The 14,950-nt window shown below is 63.4% G+C and carries 15 protein-coding genes and 1 tRNA gene; 3 read left to right on the top strand and 13 right to left on the bottom strand.

Features of this window, described 5'->3' with window-relative positions:
* Positions 1-55: 55 nt before the first annotated feature.
* A tRNA-Leu gene (locus tag AC1DTQ_RS00590) sits at positions 56-142 on the bottom strand.
* Between the two features lie 96 nt (positions 143-238).
* Here AC1DTQ_RS00590 and rnr point away from each other — a divergent pair.
* The 3 genes from rnr (at position 239) to AC1DTQ_RS00605 (ending at position 4,847) form a co-directional block, all read left to right on the top strand.
* A complete protein-coding gene (gene rnr / locus AC1DTQ_RS00595) occupies positions 239-2,698 on the top strand; it encodes a ribonuclease R (RefSeq protein WP_477847159.1) in 2,460 nt (819 codons plus the stop codon).
* 183 nt (positions 2,699-2,881) lie between these two features.
* Positions 2,882-3,625 carry a 23S rRNA (guanosine(2251)-2'-O)-methyltransferase RlmB gene (rlmB, locus tag AC1DTQ_RS00600; protein ID WP_310090046.1) on the top strand — a complete coding sequence of 248 codons (744 nt, stop codon included), beginning with the start codon at positions 2,882-2,884 and terminating at the stop codon, positions 3,623-3,625.
* Positions 3,626-3,635: 10 nt separating this feature from the next.
* Entirely contained in the window at positions 3,636-4,847 is a 1,212-nt protein-coding gene (locus tag AC1DTQ_RS00605; RefSeq protein ID WP_477847161.1) for a DmpA family aminopeptidase, read from the top strand.
* Between the two features lie 37 nt (positions 4,848-4,884).
* On the opposite strand, the gene AC1DTQ_RS00610 is transcribed toward AC1DTQ_RS00605, so the two are convergent.
* The 12 genes from AC1DTQ_RS00610 to pstS (AC1DTQ_RS00665) form a co-directional block, all read right to left on the bottom strand.
* Positions 4,885-5,376: a GNAT family N-acetyltransferase gene (locus AC1DTQ_RS00610; protein WP_477847163.1), complete on the bottom strand. Its 492-nt coding sequence runs from the start codon at positions 5,374-5,376 to the stop codon at positions 4,885-4,887.
* Positions 5,373-6,008: a ribonuclease T gene (rnt, locus tag AC1DTQ_RS00615; protein ID WP_477847165.1), complete on the bottom strand. Its 636-nt coding sequence runs from the start codon at positions 6,006-6,008 to the stop codon at positions 5,373-5,375. The genes AC1DTQ_RS00610 and rnt overlap by 4 nt, the downstream gene beginning before the upstream one ends.
* Positions 6,009-6,051: 43 nt before the next feature.
* Complete coding sequence (locus AC1DTQ_RS00620; RefSeq protein WP_477847167.1) at positions 6,052-6,825, bottom strand: HvfC family RiPP maturation protein; 774 nt, start codon at positions 6,823-6,825, stop codon at positions 6,052-6,054.
* Entirely contained in the window at positions 6,818-7,669 is an 852-nt protein-coding gene (locus tag AC1DTQ_RS00625) for an HvfB family MNIO-type RiPP peptide maturase (protein ID WP_477847169.1), read from the bottom strand. The genes AC1DTQ_RS00620 and AC1DTQ_RS00625 overlap by 8 nt, the downstream gene beginning before the upstream one ends.
* 33 nt (positions 7,670-7,702) lie before the next feature.
* The gene (locus AC1DTQ_RS00630; protein ID WP_477847171.1) at positions 7,703-8,140 is read right to left on the bottom strand and encodes an HvfA family oxazolone/thioamide-modified RiPP metallophore; all 438 of its coding nucleotides are present in this window, start codon (positions 8,138-8,140) and stop codon (positions 7,703-7,705) included.
* A gap of 140 nt (positions 8,141-8,280) precedes the next feature.
* Positions 8,281-8,811 (bottom strand): RNA polymerase sigma factor, encoded by a 531-nt coding sequence (locus tag AC1DTQ_RS00635; RefSeq protein ID WP_477847174.1) that lies wholly within the window; start codon positions 8,809-8,811, stop codon positions 8,281-8,283.
* Between the two features lie 126 nt (positions 8,812-8,937).
* Entirely contained in the window at positions 8,938-9,648 is a 711-nt protein-coding gene (phoU, locus tag AC1DTQ_RS00640; RefSeq protein ID WP_477847176.1) for a phosphate signaling complex protein PhoU, read from the bottom strand.
* Between the two features lie 41 nt (positions 9,649-9,689).
* Positions 9,690-10,547 carry a phosphate ABC transporter ATP-binding protein PstB gene (gene pstB / locus AC1DTQ_RS00645; protein WP_477847178.1) on the bottom strand — a complete coding sequence of 286 codons (858 nt, stop codon included), beginning with the start codon at positions 10,545-10,547 and terminating at the stop codon, positions 9,690-9,692.
* Positions 10,540-11,409 carry a phosphate ABC transporter permease PstA gene (gene pstA / locus AC1DTQ_RS00650; protein ID WP_477847179.1) on the bottom strand — a complete coding sequence of 290 codons (870 nt, stop codon included), beginning with the start codon at positions 11,407-11,409 and terminating at the stop codon, positions 10,540-10,542. The genes pstB and pstA overlap by 8 nt, the downstream gene beginning before the upstream one ends.
* Positions 11,409-12,377: a phosphate ABC transporter permease subunit PstC gene (gene pstC, locus AC1DTQ_RS00655; protein WP_477847180.1), complete on the bottom strand. Its 969-nt coding sequence runs from the start codon at positions 12,375-12,377 to the stop codon at positions 11,409-11,411. Before pstC ends, pstA begins: the two co-directional genes overlap by 1 nt.
* Before the next feature lie 140 nt (positions 12,378-12,517).
* Complete coding sequence (gene pstS, locus AC1DTQ_RS00660) at positions 12,518-13,612, bottom strand: phosphate ABC transporter substrate-binding protein PstS (RefSeq protein WP_477847182.1); 1,095 nt, start codon at positions 13,610-13,612, stop codon at positions 12,518-12,520.
* 315 nt (positions 13,613-13,927) lie between these two features.
* Positions 13,928-14,947 (bottom strand): phosphate ABC transporter substrate-binding protein PstS, encoded by a 1,020-nt coding sequence (gene pstS / locus AC1DTQ_RS00665; protein ID WP_477847184.1) that lies wholly within the window; start codon positions 14,945-14,947, stop codon positions 13,928-13,930.
* Positions 14,948-14,950: the final 3 nt, after the last annotated feature.

Genomic DNA, 14,950 nt, shown 5'->3' on the forward strand with positions numbered 1-14,950 from the left:
CAAGACGCCCCAAAAGCAAAAACCCCCGCTTGCGCGAGGGTTTTGCTTTTTACCTTGGTGCCCAGAAGAGGACTCGAACCTCCACGAAGTTGCCCCCGCTAGCACCTGAAGCTAGTGCGTCTACCAATTCCGCCACCTGGGCAGGTGCAGGGCGCGCATTCTCCGGATTGCGCGGTGGTATGTCAACGGATGCCTGCGCGATCACGGCCCGTATTCAGTCGGGGTGTAACATGGCGGCATGACGAAGAAGCCAACGAAAGGCGGGTCCAAGCCCGCGACGGGCAAGCCCGGCAAGCAGGGCGAAAGAGCAAAAAAAGCGGGCGCTGCGCCCAAATCGAAGCTGCCACCGTGGATGCCGGACCTGCCGGCAGGCAAACCCGCATCGGCAAGGAAAGGCCCTCCCCCCGTCTCCAGGCAACCCCGTCCGCCGCAACGCGGGCAGCGTGGCGACTTCCGCGACGACCCGCACGCGGCGCGCGAAGCGGAACGTTACGCCGATCCCATCGCCAGTCGCGAAGCCATCCTGGCCGAGTTGGCTGCCGCCGAAGGGCCGCAGACCGCTGAAGACCTGGCGGCCAGCCTCGGGCTGACCGCGCCCGACCGTTTCGATGCGCTGGGCAAGCGCCTGGGCGCCATGGTCCGCGATGGCCAGTTGCTGCAGAACCGCCGCGGCGGATTCGCCCCGGCCAAGCAGATGGACCTGATTCCTGGCGTGGTTATCGCCAATCCCAATGGATTCGGCTTCCTCAGACCGGATGAAGGGACCGGCGACGACCTATTCCTGCCGCCCAACGAAATGCGCAAGGTCATGCACGGCGACCGGGCGATGGCCTGCGTCACCGGCATCGATCGCAGCGGCCGCCGCGAAGGCAGCATCGTGGAAGTGCTGGAACGGCGCCTGTCGCGCCTGATCGGCCGCTTCACCCTGGAAGCCGGCATGAGCTACCTGGTTCCCGACGACAAACGCGTGCAGCGCAACGTGCTGATCCCACCGGACCAGCGTGGCGATGCAGTGGATGGCCAACTGGTCGTCGCCGAGTTGACCCAGACGCCGGACGCGCGGCGTCCCCCGATGGGCCGCATCGTCGCGGTGCTGGGCGACAAGCTGACGCCTTCGCTAGTGGTGGAAGCGGCCATCCACGGGCATGAGATCCCACACGAGTTCCCGCAGCAAGTGCTGGATCAGGCCGCCGCTGTGCCGCTGGTGGTGGAAGAGAAGATGGTGGCCGGGCGCGTGGACCTGCGCGACATGCCGTTGGTGACCATCGACGGCGCCGACGCCAAGGATTTCGACGACGCGGTGTATTGCGAGAGCAATCGCCAGGGGTTGCGTATCAAGAATCGCCAGGGATACCGCCTGGTGGTCGCCATCGCCGACGTCTCGTACTACGTGCAACCCGGCACGCCGCTGGACGAGGAAGCGCAGAAGCGCGCGACCTCGGTGTACTTCCCCGGATTCGTCGTGCCGATGCTGCCGGAGACGCTTTCCAACGGAATCTGTTCGCTGAACCCCAAGGTCGACCGCATGTGTTTCGTCTGCGATATGCAGGTGAACAACGAGGGCGAAGTCACCCAATCCCGGTTCTACGAGGCAGTGATGCGCTCGCATGCGCGCCTGACCTACGACCAGGTCTGGAATGCGGTCGGCGAGAACGACGCGGAAGCGCGCGATTCCATCGGCGCGCAACTTCCCCAGGTCGAACGCCTGTACGAGCTTTACCACCTGCTGGCCAAGGCGCGCGAGAAGCGCGGCGCGATCGAGTTCGAGACCTCCGAAGTGCGTTTCGAGCTGGATAATCGCGGCGAAGTCACCCAGGCCGGGATGCTGCTGCGCAACGATGCGCACAAGCTGATCGAGGAATGCATGATCGCGGCCAACGTGGAAGCGGCGAAGTATCTGCTGGGCGCGCATATTCCCGCACCGTATCGCGTGCACGACCGGCCGCCGGAATCCAAGTACGCCGACCTGCTGGAGTTCCTGAAGGAATTCAAGCTGAGCCTGCCGCCGTGGGCCAAAGTGCAACCGCGCGATTTCACCCAACTTCTGAAGAAAATCCGCGAGCGTCCCGATGTAGCGTTGCTGGAGTCGGTGGTGCTGCGCAGCCAGAGCCTGGCCGTGTACACGCCCGCCAATGCCGGGCACTTCGGCTTGGCGCTGGAGGCTTATGCGCACTTCACTTCGCCGATCCGCCGCTATCCGGACCTGCTGGTGCATCGTGCGATCAAGTACGCGCTGACCGGCGGCAAACCGGCGAAGTTCCTCTATTCCGAACACCAGATGGCGGCCTTGTCGCTGCAATGTTCGGAGCGCGCGCGCCGTGCCGACGAGGCCGAGCGCGAGGTCGATGAACGCTATCGCGCCGCCTGGATGGAACAGCACGTGGGCGGGCAGTTCGATGGCGTGATCAGCGGGGTGACCAGCTTCGGCCTGTTCGTGGAGTTGAAGGATTCCAAGGTCAACGGTCTGGTCCACGTGACTCAGCTGCCGCACGACTATTACCACTTCGACCCGATCCGCAAGACGCTATCCGGCGAGCGCCGCGGCATGTCGTTCCGTCTCGGGGACGCGGTGCGCATCGTGGTGCTGAAGGCCAGCCTGGAAGAACGCAAGATCGACTTCAAGCTGGCCGAAGAGAAACAGGTGCAGGGATTGCCGCCACGTGGGCAGCCGGCGAAGCGGAAGAAAGAGAAGTATTGACGTTGCTTCCTTCTCCATCGGGAGAAGGTGGCGCGTAGCGCCGGATGAGGGAATGGGAATGACTTGTCGGTGAAAGTTCGCTGTCGCTGATAATCCACTCCCTCATCCGCCCTCCCCTCAGCTGCCTGACGGCAGCTTCGACCTTCTCCCAGTGGGAGAAGGGAATCAAAAGACAAGAGCCTCATGAGCAAGCAGAATCAATGGATCGCCGGCATCAACGCGGTGGCTTCGGCCATCGAGAACGATGCCGACAATGTGCGAGAAATATTGCTGGAAGCCGGCAGCAAGAATTCGCGCATCACCGAGATCGAAGAGAATGCACGCCGCAAGGGCATCGAAGTGCGCCGCGTCACCCAACAGGCGCTGGATGGCGTCGGCGGCTCGGTCCGTCATCAGGGTGTGGTCGCGCGCTATGCCGCGGCGAAAACCTGGGACGAGGGCGAACTGGCCGGTTTGATCGAAGCCGCCGAGGGTAGGGCGCTGGTGCTGGTGCTCGATGGCGTGCAGGACCCGCACAACCTCGGCGCCTGCCTGCGCAGCGCGGCGGCGGCAGGCGCGACCGCGGTGGTGATCCCCAAGGACAAGTCCGCGCCGGTGAACGCGACCGTACGCAAGACTTCCGCCGGTGCGGCCGATCGCCTGCCGGTATTCCCGGTCACCAATCTGGCGCGCTGCCTGCGCGACCTGCAGCAGCTCGGTGTGTGGATCTACGGCCTGGCCGGCGAAGCGGAAGCGTCGCTCTACGACACCGATTTGCGCGGCAATGTGGCTCTAGTGTTGGGCGGCGAGGGCGACGGCATGCGTAGGCTTACGCGCGAGCATTGCGACGGGCTGGTGAAAATTCCGATGCCCGGAGACATCGAGAGTCTCAATGTCTCCGTTGCCGCGGGCGTGACTTTGTTCGAGGCCGTACGCCAACGCAAGTAGGAGCGAGCGCATGCTGGTGAAGCGTAGGGAAATTTTCGCGTTCGGCCGATTCGCGGCTTTCGCGGCATTGGCTTTTCTTTCCACCACTTCGACCTTCGCGCAAGCCCAGCAACGCACCCGCGCTCGCGACCTTGGCGTCGCTCCTGGCATCTTCGCCCCCGGCAAACTCAACGCCATCACCGACGTGGCCGGCGTGCGTGTGGGGCAGGTGACCTTGCAGGAAGGCGACAAGGTGCGCACCGGCGTGACCGCAATTCTTCCGCATGGCGACAACCTTTATCGTTCGCGCGTACCGGCGGCGCTGCATGTCGGCAACGGATTCGGAAAGTTCGCCGGCAGCACGCAGCTCAACGAGTTGGGCGAGCTGGAAACGCCCATCCTCCTTACCTGCACGCTGTGCGTGTGGAAAGCGGCCGACGCCATGGCGGCATGGATGCTCGAGCAGCCGGACATGCAACAGGTGCGGTCCATCAATCCCGTGGTCGGCGAAACCAACGACGGTGGATTGAACGACATCCGCTCCCGGCCGGTCACCGCGAAGGCGGTACGCGATGCGCTGGAAGGCGCGCGTGGCGGACCCGTAGAGGAGGGCAGCGTGGGCGCGGGCACCGGTACGGTGGCCTTCGGGTGGAAGGGCGGCATCGGTACGTCGTCGCGGGTGTTGCCCACGTCACTGGGCGGCTGGACGGTGGGCGTGCTGGTGCAGAGCAACTTCGGCGGTGTGTTGCAAGTGGCCGGTGCACCGGTCGGTCGCGAACTCGGCCGTTATTCCTTCCAGAATGCCGTCGCTTCGCAAACGACGCCGGTATCGCCGTTCGCTGCCGGCCCTGCCGACGATCGCGGCGACGGTTCGGTGATCATCATCATCGCCACCGACGCGCCGATAGGCGACCGCAACCTGACGCGTGTGGCTTCGCGCGCGATGATGGGGCTTGGCCGCACCGGAAGTTCAGCTTCGAACGGCAGCGGCGACTATGCGCTCGCTTTTTCGACCGCAGCTTCCGTGCGCCGTCCATTCGACGCGCCGCGGCATACCACCACCGAGCTTGCGAACGAAGAAATGAGCGCCGTTTTCCAGGCCAGCGTCGATGCGGTGGAGGAAGCGGTCTACAACTCGCTGTTCATGGCGACGACGGTCTCCGGCAACGGTCAGACGGTCGAGGCGATTCCGCTCGATCGGGTACGGGAAATCCTGGAAAAGTACGGAATACGCGCGCCCTAGTTTTCATGAGGCGTTTCCCGCAGCGCAGATCGATTCCTTACTCGGGTAGCAACGGAGCCACCTGCAGCGAAACACGCTTACTTCCGCCTGCGACCCATTGCGTGCCCATCTCGGTGAAACCATAACGGGCGTGGAACTTCTGCGAAACGGGATTGGGAGGTTCGACATCGAACTCGCAAGCGATCTGACCGATACCTTGCTGTCTCGCATAGGCGAACAAGTCGTCGTATAGCGCCTGTCCCAGCCGTTTGCCCTGCTGCGTCGATGCGATCACGATGCGGTCGACATAGAGGAAGCTGTCCAGGCGTTCGGAAAACCATCCGTAGTTGGGGTTGGGATAGTCCGCGCCTTCGCGCAACGCCAGCAAGAAAGCGACCACTTCGCCGTCCAGCTCGATGACCCGGTGATAAGCGCTTTGCGTGTCGAGATGGGTCAGGCGCGCCAGATCCATGGGGCTGGTGAAATGGACCGCTTCCTGGTTCAAAGCCAGGATGCTGTCGAAGTCGCCTTTGTTGGCGTTGCGGATCATGGCTGCGTGGCGGGTTTCGGCCACGCATTGGCGATCTTGCAGAACAGCCGTGCGGTCTGTTCGGTATCGTAGACCGCCGAATGCGCGTCGTCCGCATTCCATTCCATGCCCGCAGCCTGCACTGCACGGGCCAGCACGGTCTGGCCGTAGGCCATGCCGGCCATGGTGACCGTGTCGAAGACGCTGAAGGGGTGGAATGGATTGCGCTTGTGCCCGGAACGCGCCACCGCGGCATTAAGGAAATTCAGGTCGAAGTGCGCGTTGTGCCCGACCAGTATCGCTCGCTGGCAACCATGCTTCTTCATCGCCGCGCGCACCGGCGCGAACACATGCTCCAGCGCTTCCTTCTCGGGCTTGGCCAGACGGAACGGGTGATCCAGCACGATGCCGGTGATCTCCAGCGATTTCGGGTCGATGTCGGTACCGGGCGCAGGAATCAGATGGGCGCTGGCAGTCTCGCCCAGGGCGAACGCACCGTTTTCATCCAGATCGATCGGCACCACCGCGATTTCCAGCAGCGCGTGGCGATTCCAGTCGAAGCCGCCGGTTTCCACGTCCACGACCACGGGCAGGTAGCCGCGGAAACGGCGGGACATGGGGCTGATCGGCAATGGTTCGTCTGGGCTCGTCATCGGTGCAAGCGTAGCAGAGCCCGCAAGCGGTCTTCCGCTGCCGTTACGGAGCGGCGCCCAGAATCGTACCTTCTTCGTGCATGCGCACCAGCATGGCGTGGCCTTGCTCGACGAAAGCGGGCAGAGCCTGCCCCGGACCCGATCCGGGGTCGGTGGCGCCGGCTTCCCCGGCCAGTTGTTCGAGCGCCAAACGGCCGCTGCGCTCGCCCGCGCGCAGGATTTCGATCAGGCGATACACCAGCGGCGAGATTTCCGCGAAGCGGATGTCGTACTGCGCATCGCGTCTTACCAGCAGCAGCGTTGGCGCTTCGGGCGGCGCCTCGGGTTGGTAGTCCGGACCGATATGCTGCACCGGCCAGACATAGGCCAGGGACCAGGCGAGCGGCGACAGCACCGGAATGCCGGCGAGCAGATCGCCGTTCGCATCGTGGGCAGGAAGCTCGTCGTCGGCGATCTGCAGACCCAGCTCCACCCATTCGTAGTGCGCCAGTTCCGCCAGCCAGGCCGGATCGTCGGTGCCGTGTTCCGCACGCTCCTGCAGGAAACGGATGAACTCGCGCCCTATTTCCGCGAATAGCGGCGTGCGGCTGCGGTGCCGTGCGTAGAACTCGCGCACCAGCGGTCGCCAGCGTTGCTCGCCCAGGGTCTTGCGGATGACGGGGAAGTTGCCGGACAGCAGTCCTTCGATGTTGTTGAAGAACAACTCCCGATAGATCGACAGGCGGCGATCCTCCAGGCCGGCAGGCGGCGCATGGGTAGCGGGGTCGCGCAGGTGCGCGGCCAGCTCGAATTGCTGTTGCCGCAGCGTTTCAGCCATGGGCGGAAAGCGGCACTTGAAGAGCGGCAGCGCGCTGCAGGTCGCGGATGCGCTCCACTTCGGCCAGCAACACCGGCATCGCCGGGAAGTTGAAGTCGCGTTCCAGCAGCGTCGGATGTACGCCATGCAGGCGATAAGCGCTCTGCAGCAGCGACCAGACGTCTTCCTTGACCGCCGCGCCGTGGGTGTCGACCTTCAGGTCGTCCGCTTCGTCGTAGTGGCCGGCGATATGGTACGAAGCGATGCGCGCGGTCGGCATGCGCGTCAGGAAATCGTGTGCGTCGTAGCCATGATTGATGGCGTTGACATAGATATTGTTGACGTCCAGCAACAGGTCGCAGTCGGCTTCGGCCAACACTGCGTTGACGAAATCCACTTCGTCCATGGCCCGGTAGGGTGCGGCGTAGTAGGAGACGTTCTCTACCGCGATGCGGCGGCCCAGCACGTCCTGCACGCGGCGGATGCGCGCGGCGACGTGGCGTACGGCCTCCTCGGTGAAGGGGATCGGCATCAAATCGTAGAGATGGCCGTCGTCGGTGCAATAGCTGAGGTGTTCGCTGTAAAGAGCGACCTGGTGGCGGTCCAGGAAGCGACGCACGCGCGCCAAGAAAGTCTCATCCAGCGGCGCAACGCCACCAAGCGAGAGGGAAAGTCCATGGCAGGTAAGCGGAGTGCGTGCCGACAATTGCTCCAGCGCCGCACCGTACTTGCCGCCGATGCCGATCCAGTTGTCCGGGGCGCATTCGAGGAAATCGAATGCGCCCGCGGGCGCTTCCTGCAGCGCGCCCAGCAGGGCGCGCCGCAGGCCTATTCCAGCACTGGCAGCGGACAGGGTCGCTTTCATCCGATCAGCGCAGGCGATCAGTGCTGGCGAAAATCAGATGCTGCCGCCGCACTTGCCTTCGCCGCACTTACCTTCGGCATGCTCGGCCTTGGCGTCGGTCTTCTTCTTGTCCGCGCCGCACTTACCTTCGCCGCATTTGCCTTCCGAATGGGCTTTGTGTTCGGCCGCATCGATGAAGCCGTCTTTATTGGTGTCGATGCCGTCGAACTTGTCGGCCTTGTCGGCGTGGGCGGCGGTGAACTCGGCGCGCGAGACCTTGCCGTCCTTGTCGGTATCCACCTTCTCCATGCCGCACTTGCCTTCGCCGCACTTGCCTTCGGCGGCCTTTTCGCCAGCATCGGCGGCGGTAGCCGACAACAGGTAACCCTGGGCCAACGGCTGCATGGCGAACGCGGAAGCCGACAGCGCCAGTCCACCGACGAGAGCGGCGGAGAGGGCGAGAGAAACGGGTTTCTGATTGGACTTGCTCATGGCATTGCTCCTGGGGATGCGGGTTGGCCGCGGGTTGTGGTGGAAGTGTAGCGGTGAAGGGTTGGTGGTCTGTGTGCACTGCGGCAACCCGGGGTTTGCGCAATCGGTTGGCCGAGCTGGCACAGGGGCGGATGCGGTGCTCATGGGGAACCCGCAGGCATTAGATATTCGCGGGTCAACACGCGTGCCCGGTGCAAGCGGGATTTGGCCGCCTCCCGGTTCAGTCCCAGGCGTTGCGCCAGTTCCTCGATGGAATAGCCTTCCAGGTCACGCAACAGGATGACCTCGCGGTAGTGCGGGGGCAGCGACTCCAATGCCGCGGCAACGTCGTGGCGCAGTTCCACCGGCTCGAAGCTGCAGGTGGGCTGGATATCCTCGGTGATCGCATCTCCGGTCAGCATGCGTAACCCGCGTTTCAGGCGGTTGCACTCGCGCTTGACGATGCGGAACAACCAGGAGGCGAAGGATTCCAGCACGCGCAAATCGCCGATCCGGCGCGAGACCAGGATCATGCTTTCCTGCACCGCATCCTCGGTGTCGTTGATATTGCAATGGTATTCGGCGTAACGGCGCAGATTCTGCCGCGACAAAACCAATACGCGCTGCAAAGCAGCAAGATCGCCGGCACGGGCGGCGGCCAGATCGTCGGTATTGGCGAATGCGCTGTTCATTTCCTCTCCGTGACTGGAGCATGCCGCCGTCGCGCCATGCCTGACAGTGACAAAAGAGAGGGGTAGGGCGGGAAAGGGTTCGCCGTCCCCTGTTCTGGTTATTCCTGATTCATGCTGCCGGCGCTGTCAGACCGCGCCGGTGGTGCTGGTGTCGTCGCGCTTGTCGCGCGGCGGCAGGGGCTGGTCGCCATGCACCAGGAACCAGATGTTCTCGGCGATGTTGGTGGCGTGGTCGCCGATGCGCTCCAGGTTCTTGGCCATGAACAGCAAGTGCGTGCATGGAGTGATGTTGCGCGCATCCTCCATCATGTAGGTCAAAAGTTCGCGGAACAGGGCGGTGTACTGCGCATCCAGTTCCGCATCCCGTGCGCGCACCATCAAGGCGCGGTCCGCGTCGCCTTCGCGATAGGCCTCTAGGACGTCGCTGACCTGGCGCGCGGCCAGCCGGCCCAATGCGCGCAGGTTGGTGGTGTGGGGAACAGGGGGCGACACGTTCAGCGCGATGGAGCGCTTGGCCACATTGGCCGCGTAGTCGCCGATGCGCTCGATGTCGGAAGGAATGCGCAGGCCCGCCAGGATCTCACGCAGGTCGCGCGCCATCGGTCCGCGCAGCGCCAGTTGCATGACGTCGTGGCTGATCTTGGCTTCCAGTTTGTCGATCTCGACGTCGTTGGCGATGATCCGCTGCGCGGCGCGGTCGTCGCGGCGTTCGACCACGTCCAGCGCGGCCTCCAACTGGGCGACGGCCATCCCGCCCATGTGCAGGATCTCGCCGACCAGGCGGCGCTGTTCTTCGTCGTAGCTCTTGACGATGTGTTCGTGCGGTTGAGTGCTCATGATGATTCCTGGCTGTGCATCGAATTCGTAGGCAGAGGTTCTTATCCGAATCTGCCGGTGATGTAGTCCTCGGTCTGCTGCTTCTTCGGACTGGAGAAGATGTTGGCGGTCACATCGTGTTCGATCAGGTCGCCCAGGTACATGAAAGCGGTGTAATCGGAAACGCGCGCGGCCTGCTGCATGTTGTGGGTGACGATGGCGATGGTGTAGTCCTTCTTCAGCTCCTCCACCAACTGCTCGATGCGGCTGGTCGAAATCGGATCCAGCGCGGAAGTCGGTTCGTCCAGCAGCAGCACGTCGGGCTTCAGCGCGACCGCGCGCGCGATGCACAGGCGCTGCTGCTGTCCGCCGGAAAGGCCCAGCGCGCTTTGGCCCAGCTTGTCCTTCACCTCGCCCCACAACGCGCCCTGGTTGAGCGCGTGTTCGACGCGGTCGTTCATGTCGGCTTTGGAGATGTTTTCGTGGTGGCGGATGGCATAGGCGATGTTTTCGTAGATGGTCATCGGGAACGGCACCGGCTTCTGGAAGACCATGCCCACCTTGCTGCGCAGACGGTTCATCGGGTACTTGGCGTCGAGGATATTCTCGCCGTCGAGGATCACTTCGCCTTTCGCCGTCATCTTCGGGTACAGCGCGTAGATGCGGTTGAAGATGCGCAGCAGGGTCGACTTGCCGCAGCCCGAGGGACCGATCAGCGCGGTCACGCGCTTTTCCGGAATCTCCAGGTTGATGCTTTTCAGCGCATGGAATTTGTCGTAGTAGAAATCCAACCCCTTGGCCTCCAGCTTCACCGGTGAAGGCGGGATCGCACCGCGGTCCGTGGTCACCGTGGTGATCCGCTGGATGGAATCGTTGCGTTGAACGTCGTTCATGGCCGGGTCCGAAAAGAGATTAGTCATTGGAGATTTTGTTGCGCAGCAAAATGCCGCGCGCACTCAGGCTGATGAGGAGTACGAATACGGTCAGGACCAATGCGCCGGCCCAGGCCAGCGTCTGCCAGGATTCGTAAGGACTGCCTGCGAACTGGTTCATCACCACCGGCACGCTGGCTATCGGCTGCAGCACGTTGGAATTCCAGTACTGGCTGCCGAAGGCGGTGAACAGCAGCGGGGCGGTTTCGCCGCTGATGCGCGCCAGGGCCAGCAGGATGCCGGTGACGATGCCGGCCGAGGCGCTGCGGTACAGCACCTGCACGATCACCTTCCACTGCGGCACGCCCAGCGACAGCGCCGCTTCGCGCATTTGCGAGGGCACCAGGCGCAGCATTTCGTCGGTGGTGCGCACCACCACTGGCAATACGATGAATGCCAGTGCCAGCGCGCCGGCCAGCGCAGAGAAGCCGCCGCCGAACTGCATGATGAAGAGCGTGTACACGAACAGGCCCAGCACGATCGACGGTGCCGACAGCAGGATGTCGTTGACGAAACGCACGATGGTGCCAGCCTTGCGCGCATTGCCGTATTCGGCCAGCCAGGTACCGGCCAGCACGCCCAGCGGCGTGCCGATCGCGATCGCAAGTCCGCACATCACCGCGCTGCCGAAGAAAGCGTTGGCCAGACCGCCTTCCTGCATCGGCGGCGGAGTCATCTGCGTGAACAGATTGACGTTGATGCCGGAAATGCCCTTTGCGATCAGGGTCCACAGGATCCAGGCGAGGAAGAACAGGCCGAACAGCGCGGTGGCGCAGGACAGCACCAGCGCGATTACGTTGACGATGCTGCGGCGGCGGTAAAGACCGGCGGCGGCTTTGTTCGTACTCATCAGTTGCCCTCCTTGCGCGAGAGTTGCATCAGCATGTAGCGCGCTATCGCCAGCACGATGAAGGTGACGATGAACAGCACGAAGCCCAGCAGCAGCAGCGCGGACCGGTAGGTTTCGGTGGCTTCGCCGAAGTCGTTGGCGATCAAGGCGGCGATGGTAGTGCCCGGCTCCAGCAGTGAAGCGGAAAGGCTGACCGTATTGCCGATGACGAAGGCCACGGCCATGGTCTCGCCGAGCGCACGGCCCAGGCCCAGGAAGATGCCGCCGATCACCGCCGAGCGCGTGTAAGGCAGCACGATGTCCCAGCTGACTTCCCATTTGGTCGAACCCAGCGCGTAGGCCGATTCCTTCAATCGCTGGGGCACGGTCAGGAATACTTCGCGCATCACCGAGCTGATGAAGGGAATGACCATGATCGCCAGCACGAAACCGGCGGTCAGCACGCCGATGCCCAGCGGCGGGCCGCGAAAGAACACGCCGATATAGGGAATGGTGCCGATATGGTCGTTGAGCCAGGGCGTGCCGTATTCGGTCATCACCGGCACCAGCACGAACAGGCCCCACATGCCGTAGATGATGGAAGGAATGCCGGCCAGCAGTTCGATGGCCGTGCCTACCGGACCGCGCAACCAGCGCGGGGCGACCTCGGTGAGGAAGAAAGCGATGCCGAAACTGACTGGTACCGCGATCAGCATCGCGATCACGGCGGTGACGATGGTGCCGTAGATCGGCGCCAGCGCACCGTACTTGTTCTCGACCGGGTTCCATTCCGACGAATAGAAGAAGCTCAAGCCTTCCGTCTCTAGTACTTCGCGTCCGCCCCACAGCATGGACAGGGCGGCGGTGGCTAGCGCCACCAGCACGAAGGCTACGGTGGCGGTCAGCACCCAGCGGAAAATGCGGTCGTTGCGCGTATCGCGCGAGTCGCGGGTACTGGAAGCGGGGATCGGGGCGGAAATAGCGTTCATGGATTCCTTAGTGCTCGTCATTCCCGCGTAGGCGGGAACCCAGTGACTTTGCTTTTTGCCGGACAGAAGCCAAGTCGCTGGATCCCCGCCTTCGCGGGGATGACGAGTTGGCAAAGCCGCGTTTCACGCGGGCCAACTCGTCATTTGAACTCGCTGGCCCAATACGCCTCGATCTGTTTCACCAGTTCAGGCGGCAGCGGCACGTAATGCAGTTCGCTGGCCTGCGCCTGTCCGTTCTCGAAGGCCCATTTGAAGAAAGCCCGCGTGTCGGCGCTGCGCTTGGCGTCCTTCGGCTGCTTGTACATCAGCATGAAGTTGGTGGCGGTGATCGGCCATGCATTCGCACCAGGCGCATTAGTGATGACCAGGTTGAAGTCCTTGGCGTTGGCCCAGTCGGCGCTGGCGGCCGCGGCGGCGAACGTTTCCGCATTCGGCTGCACGTAGTTGCCGGCGGCGTTCTGCAGCGAGGCGTAGGGCATCTGGTTCTGCAAGGCGTAGGCCAGTTCCACGTAACCGATCGAACCTTTGATCTGCTTCACGTACGAGGCCACGCCTTCGTTGCCCTTGCCGCCCACGCCGCCCGGCCATTGCACCGAGGTGCCTTCGCCGACCTTGGTCTTCCATTCCGGGCTGACCTTGGACAGATAGTTGGAGAAGTTGAAGGTGGTGCCCGAACCGTCCGAGCGATGCACGATGCTGATCTTGCCGGCCGGCAGAGCCACGCCCGGATTGGCGCCTGCGATGGCCGTGTCGTTCCAGGTCGTGATCTTGCCCAGGAAGATATCGGCCAACAGCGCCCCGGTCAGCTTCAGTTGGCCGGGCTGCAGGCCTTCCACATTGATCACTGGAACCACACCGCCAATGGCCGACGGGAATTGGCCCAGGCCCGACTGCGCCAGCTCTTCAGGAGAAAGCGGCTTGTCGGTGGAGCCGAAATCCACGGTGCCGGCTTTGATCTGGGCGATGCCGCCGCCGGAACCGATGGACTGGTAATTGACCTTGGCGCCGGTGGCGGCGTTGTAGTCGGCCGACCATTTGGAGACCAGCGGATAGATGAAGGACGCGCCCGCGCCGGAGATCTCGGCTGCATTGGGGTTGGCTGCCGCGCCGGCAGTGGGGGCGCCGGCTTCGGGCGCGCCGGTGGTCGGCGCTGCCTTGTCCGAAGGCTTGCAGGCCGCCAGGACCAGGGCGACGGAAAGAGTGAGCAGGGCGATACGTGCCGGCTTCAGGTTCATGGTGGTGACTCCGTATGACGACGGTGCCGACGATATCGCCAGCAGGTACGTCATGAAATGATGTTTTTGTTACAGGCGTATGACGCCGTATTTGTGCGGCTCGTCACCCGTATGGGCAGGGGGTCTTCGCGATGCAGGCATGTCTGGTGACGCCAACGCTTACCGCTTTTGCGCGGATTGAGCGTCGGATATTTTGAGTGGTCGCGCCGTTCGGAATCCCAAGATGGCGTCTTTTCGATGCGGAAGACAGAAAAAGGGCGCGGACTTCGCGGTCCGCGCCCTTCGAACGACCTTGGGGGGAGAGAGACCCGTCGTTCAATACGCCATGTTCTGCGACCAGTAGGTTTCGATCTGCTGCACCAGCGCGGCCGGCAGCGGGACATAACCCAGGGCCTTGGCCTGGGCATCGCCGCTCTTGTAGACCCAGCGGAAGAATTCCTTGGCGCCCTTGGCGCCGGCGGCGTTCTTGGGCTGCTTGTACATCAGGATGAAATTGGTGGCGGTGATCGGCCAGGAATCGGCGCCCGGGGCATTGGTCATCACCAGGTAGAAGTCCTTGGAAGAGCCCCACTCAGCGCTGTTCGCGGCGGCCTGGAAGCTGTCGTCGCTGGGCACGATGAAATTGCCGGCGGAGTTCTTCATGCGCGAATAGGCCATCTTGTTCTGCAGCGCGTAAGACAGCTCGACGTAGCCGATGCCGCCCTTGATCTGCTTGACGTAAGCGGCCACGCCCTCGTTGCCCTTGCCGCCGATACCCACCGGCCATTTAACCGAAGTGCCTTCGCCGACCTTGGTCTTCCATTCGCTGTTGACCTTGGACAGGTAGTTGACGAAGTTGAAGGTGGTGCCCGAACCGTCCGAGCGGTGCACGACGGTGATCTTGGTGTCGGGCAGCTGCACGCCGCCGTTCAGGGCGACGATGGCCGGATCGTTCCACTTGGTGATCTTGCCCAGGAAGATGTTGCCCAGGGTTTCGCCGTCCAGCTTCAGCGCACCGGCAGCGACGCCGGGCACGTTGAACACCGGCACGATGCCGCCGATCACCGACGGGAACTGCGCCAGGCCGAACTTGGCCAGCTCATCGGGCTTCAACGGCGCATCGGAGGAGCCGAAATCGACCGTGCCGGCCTTGATCTGGGCGATGCCGCCGCCGGAGCCGATGGACTGGTAGTTGACCTGCTTGCCGGAGGATTTCTTGTAGTCGGCCGACCACTTGGACATGGCCGGATACACGAACGAGGCGCCGGCGCCGGTGACGTCGGCGGCCATTGCACTGGTCGAGAATGCCGCCGCGAGGGCCAGCACCGCGACGCGGGATTTGAGGGAGTTGAACACGGA

The sequence above is a fragment of the Pseudoxanthomonas sp. P4_B2 genome, assembly GCF_056402315.1.

Bases quoted from the DNA above. Each gene is read 5' to 3' on its own strand.
- pstS (WP_477847182.1), bottom strand. From the start codon at position 13,612: ATGAACCTGAAGCCGGCACGTATCGCCCTGCTCACTCTTTCCGTCGCC.
- AC1DTQ_RS00605 (WP_477847161.1), top strand. From the start codon at position 3,636: ATGCTGGTGAAGCGTAGGGAAATTTTCGCGTTCGGCCGATTCGCGGCT.
- rlmB (WP_310090046.1), top strand. From the start codon at position 2,882: ATGAGCAAGCAGAATCAATGGATCGCCGGCATCAACGCGGTGGCTTCG.
- rnr (WP_477847159.1), top strand. From the start codon at position 239: ATGACGAAGAAGCCAACGAAAGGCGGGTCCAAGCCCGCGACGGGCAAG.
- AC1DTQ_RS00625 (WP_477847169.1), bottom strand. From the start codon at position 7,669: ATGAAAGCGACCCTGTCCGCTGCCAGTGCTGGAATAGGCCTGCGGCGC.
- AC1DTQ_RS00630 (WP_477847171.1), bottom strand. From the start codon at position 8,140: ATGAGCAAGTCCAATCAGAAACCCGTTTCTCTCGCCCTCTCCGCCGCT.
- pstA (WP_477847179.1), bottom strand. From the start codon at position 11,409: ATGAGTACGAACAAAGCCGCCGCCGGTCTTTACCGCCGCCGCAGCATC.
- pstB (WP_477847178.1), bottom strand. From the start codon at position 10,547: ATGACTAATCTCTTTTCGGACCCGGCCATGAACGACGTTCAACGCAAC.
- AC1DTQ_RS00610 (WP_477847163.1), bottom strand. From the start codon at position 5,376: ATGATCCGCAACGCCAACAAAGGCGACTTCGACAGCATCCTGGCTTTG.
- rnt (WP_477847165.1), bottom strand. From the start codon at position 6,008: ATGACGAGCCCAGACGAACCATTGCCGATCAGCCCCATGTCCCGCCGT.
- pstC (WP_477847180.1), bottom strand. From the start codon at position 12,377: ATGAACGCTATTTCCGCCCCGATCCCCGCTTCCAGTACCCGCGACTCG.
- AC1DTQ_RS00635 (WP_477847174.1), bottom strand. From the start codon at position 8,811: ATGAACAGCGCATTCGCCAATACCGACGATCTGGCCGCCGCCCGTGCC.
- AC1DTQ_RS00620 (WP_477847167.1), bottom strand. From the start codon at position 6,825: ATGGCTGAAACGCTGCGGCAACAGCAATTCGAGCTGGCCGCGCACCTG.
- phoU (WP_477847176.1), bottom strand. From the start codon at position 9,648: ATGAGCACTCAACCGCACGAACACATCGTCAAGAGCTACGACGAAGAA.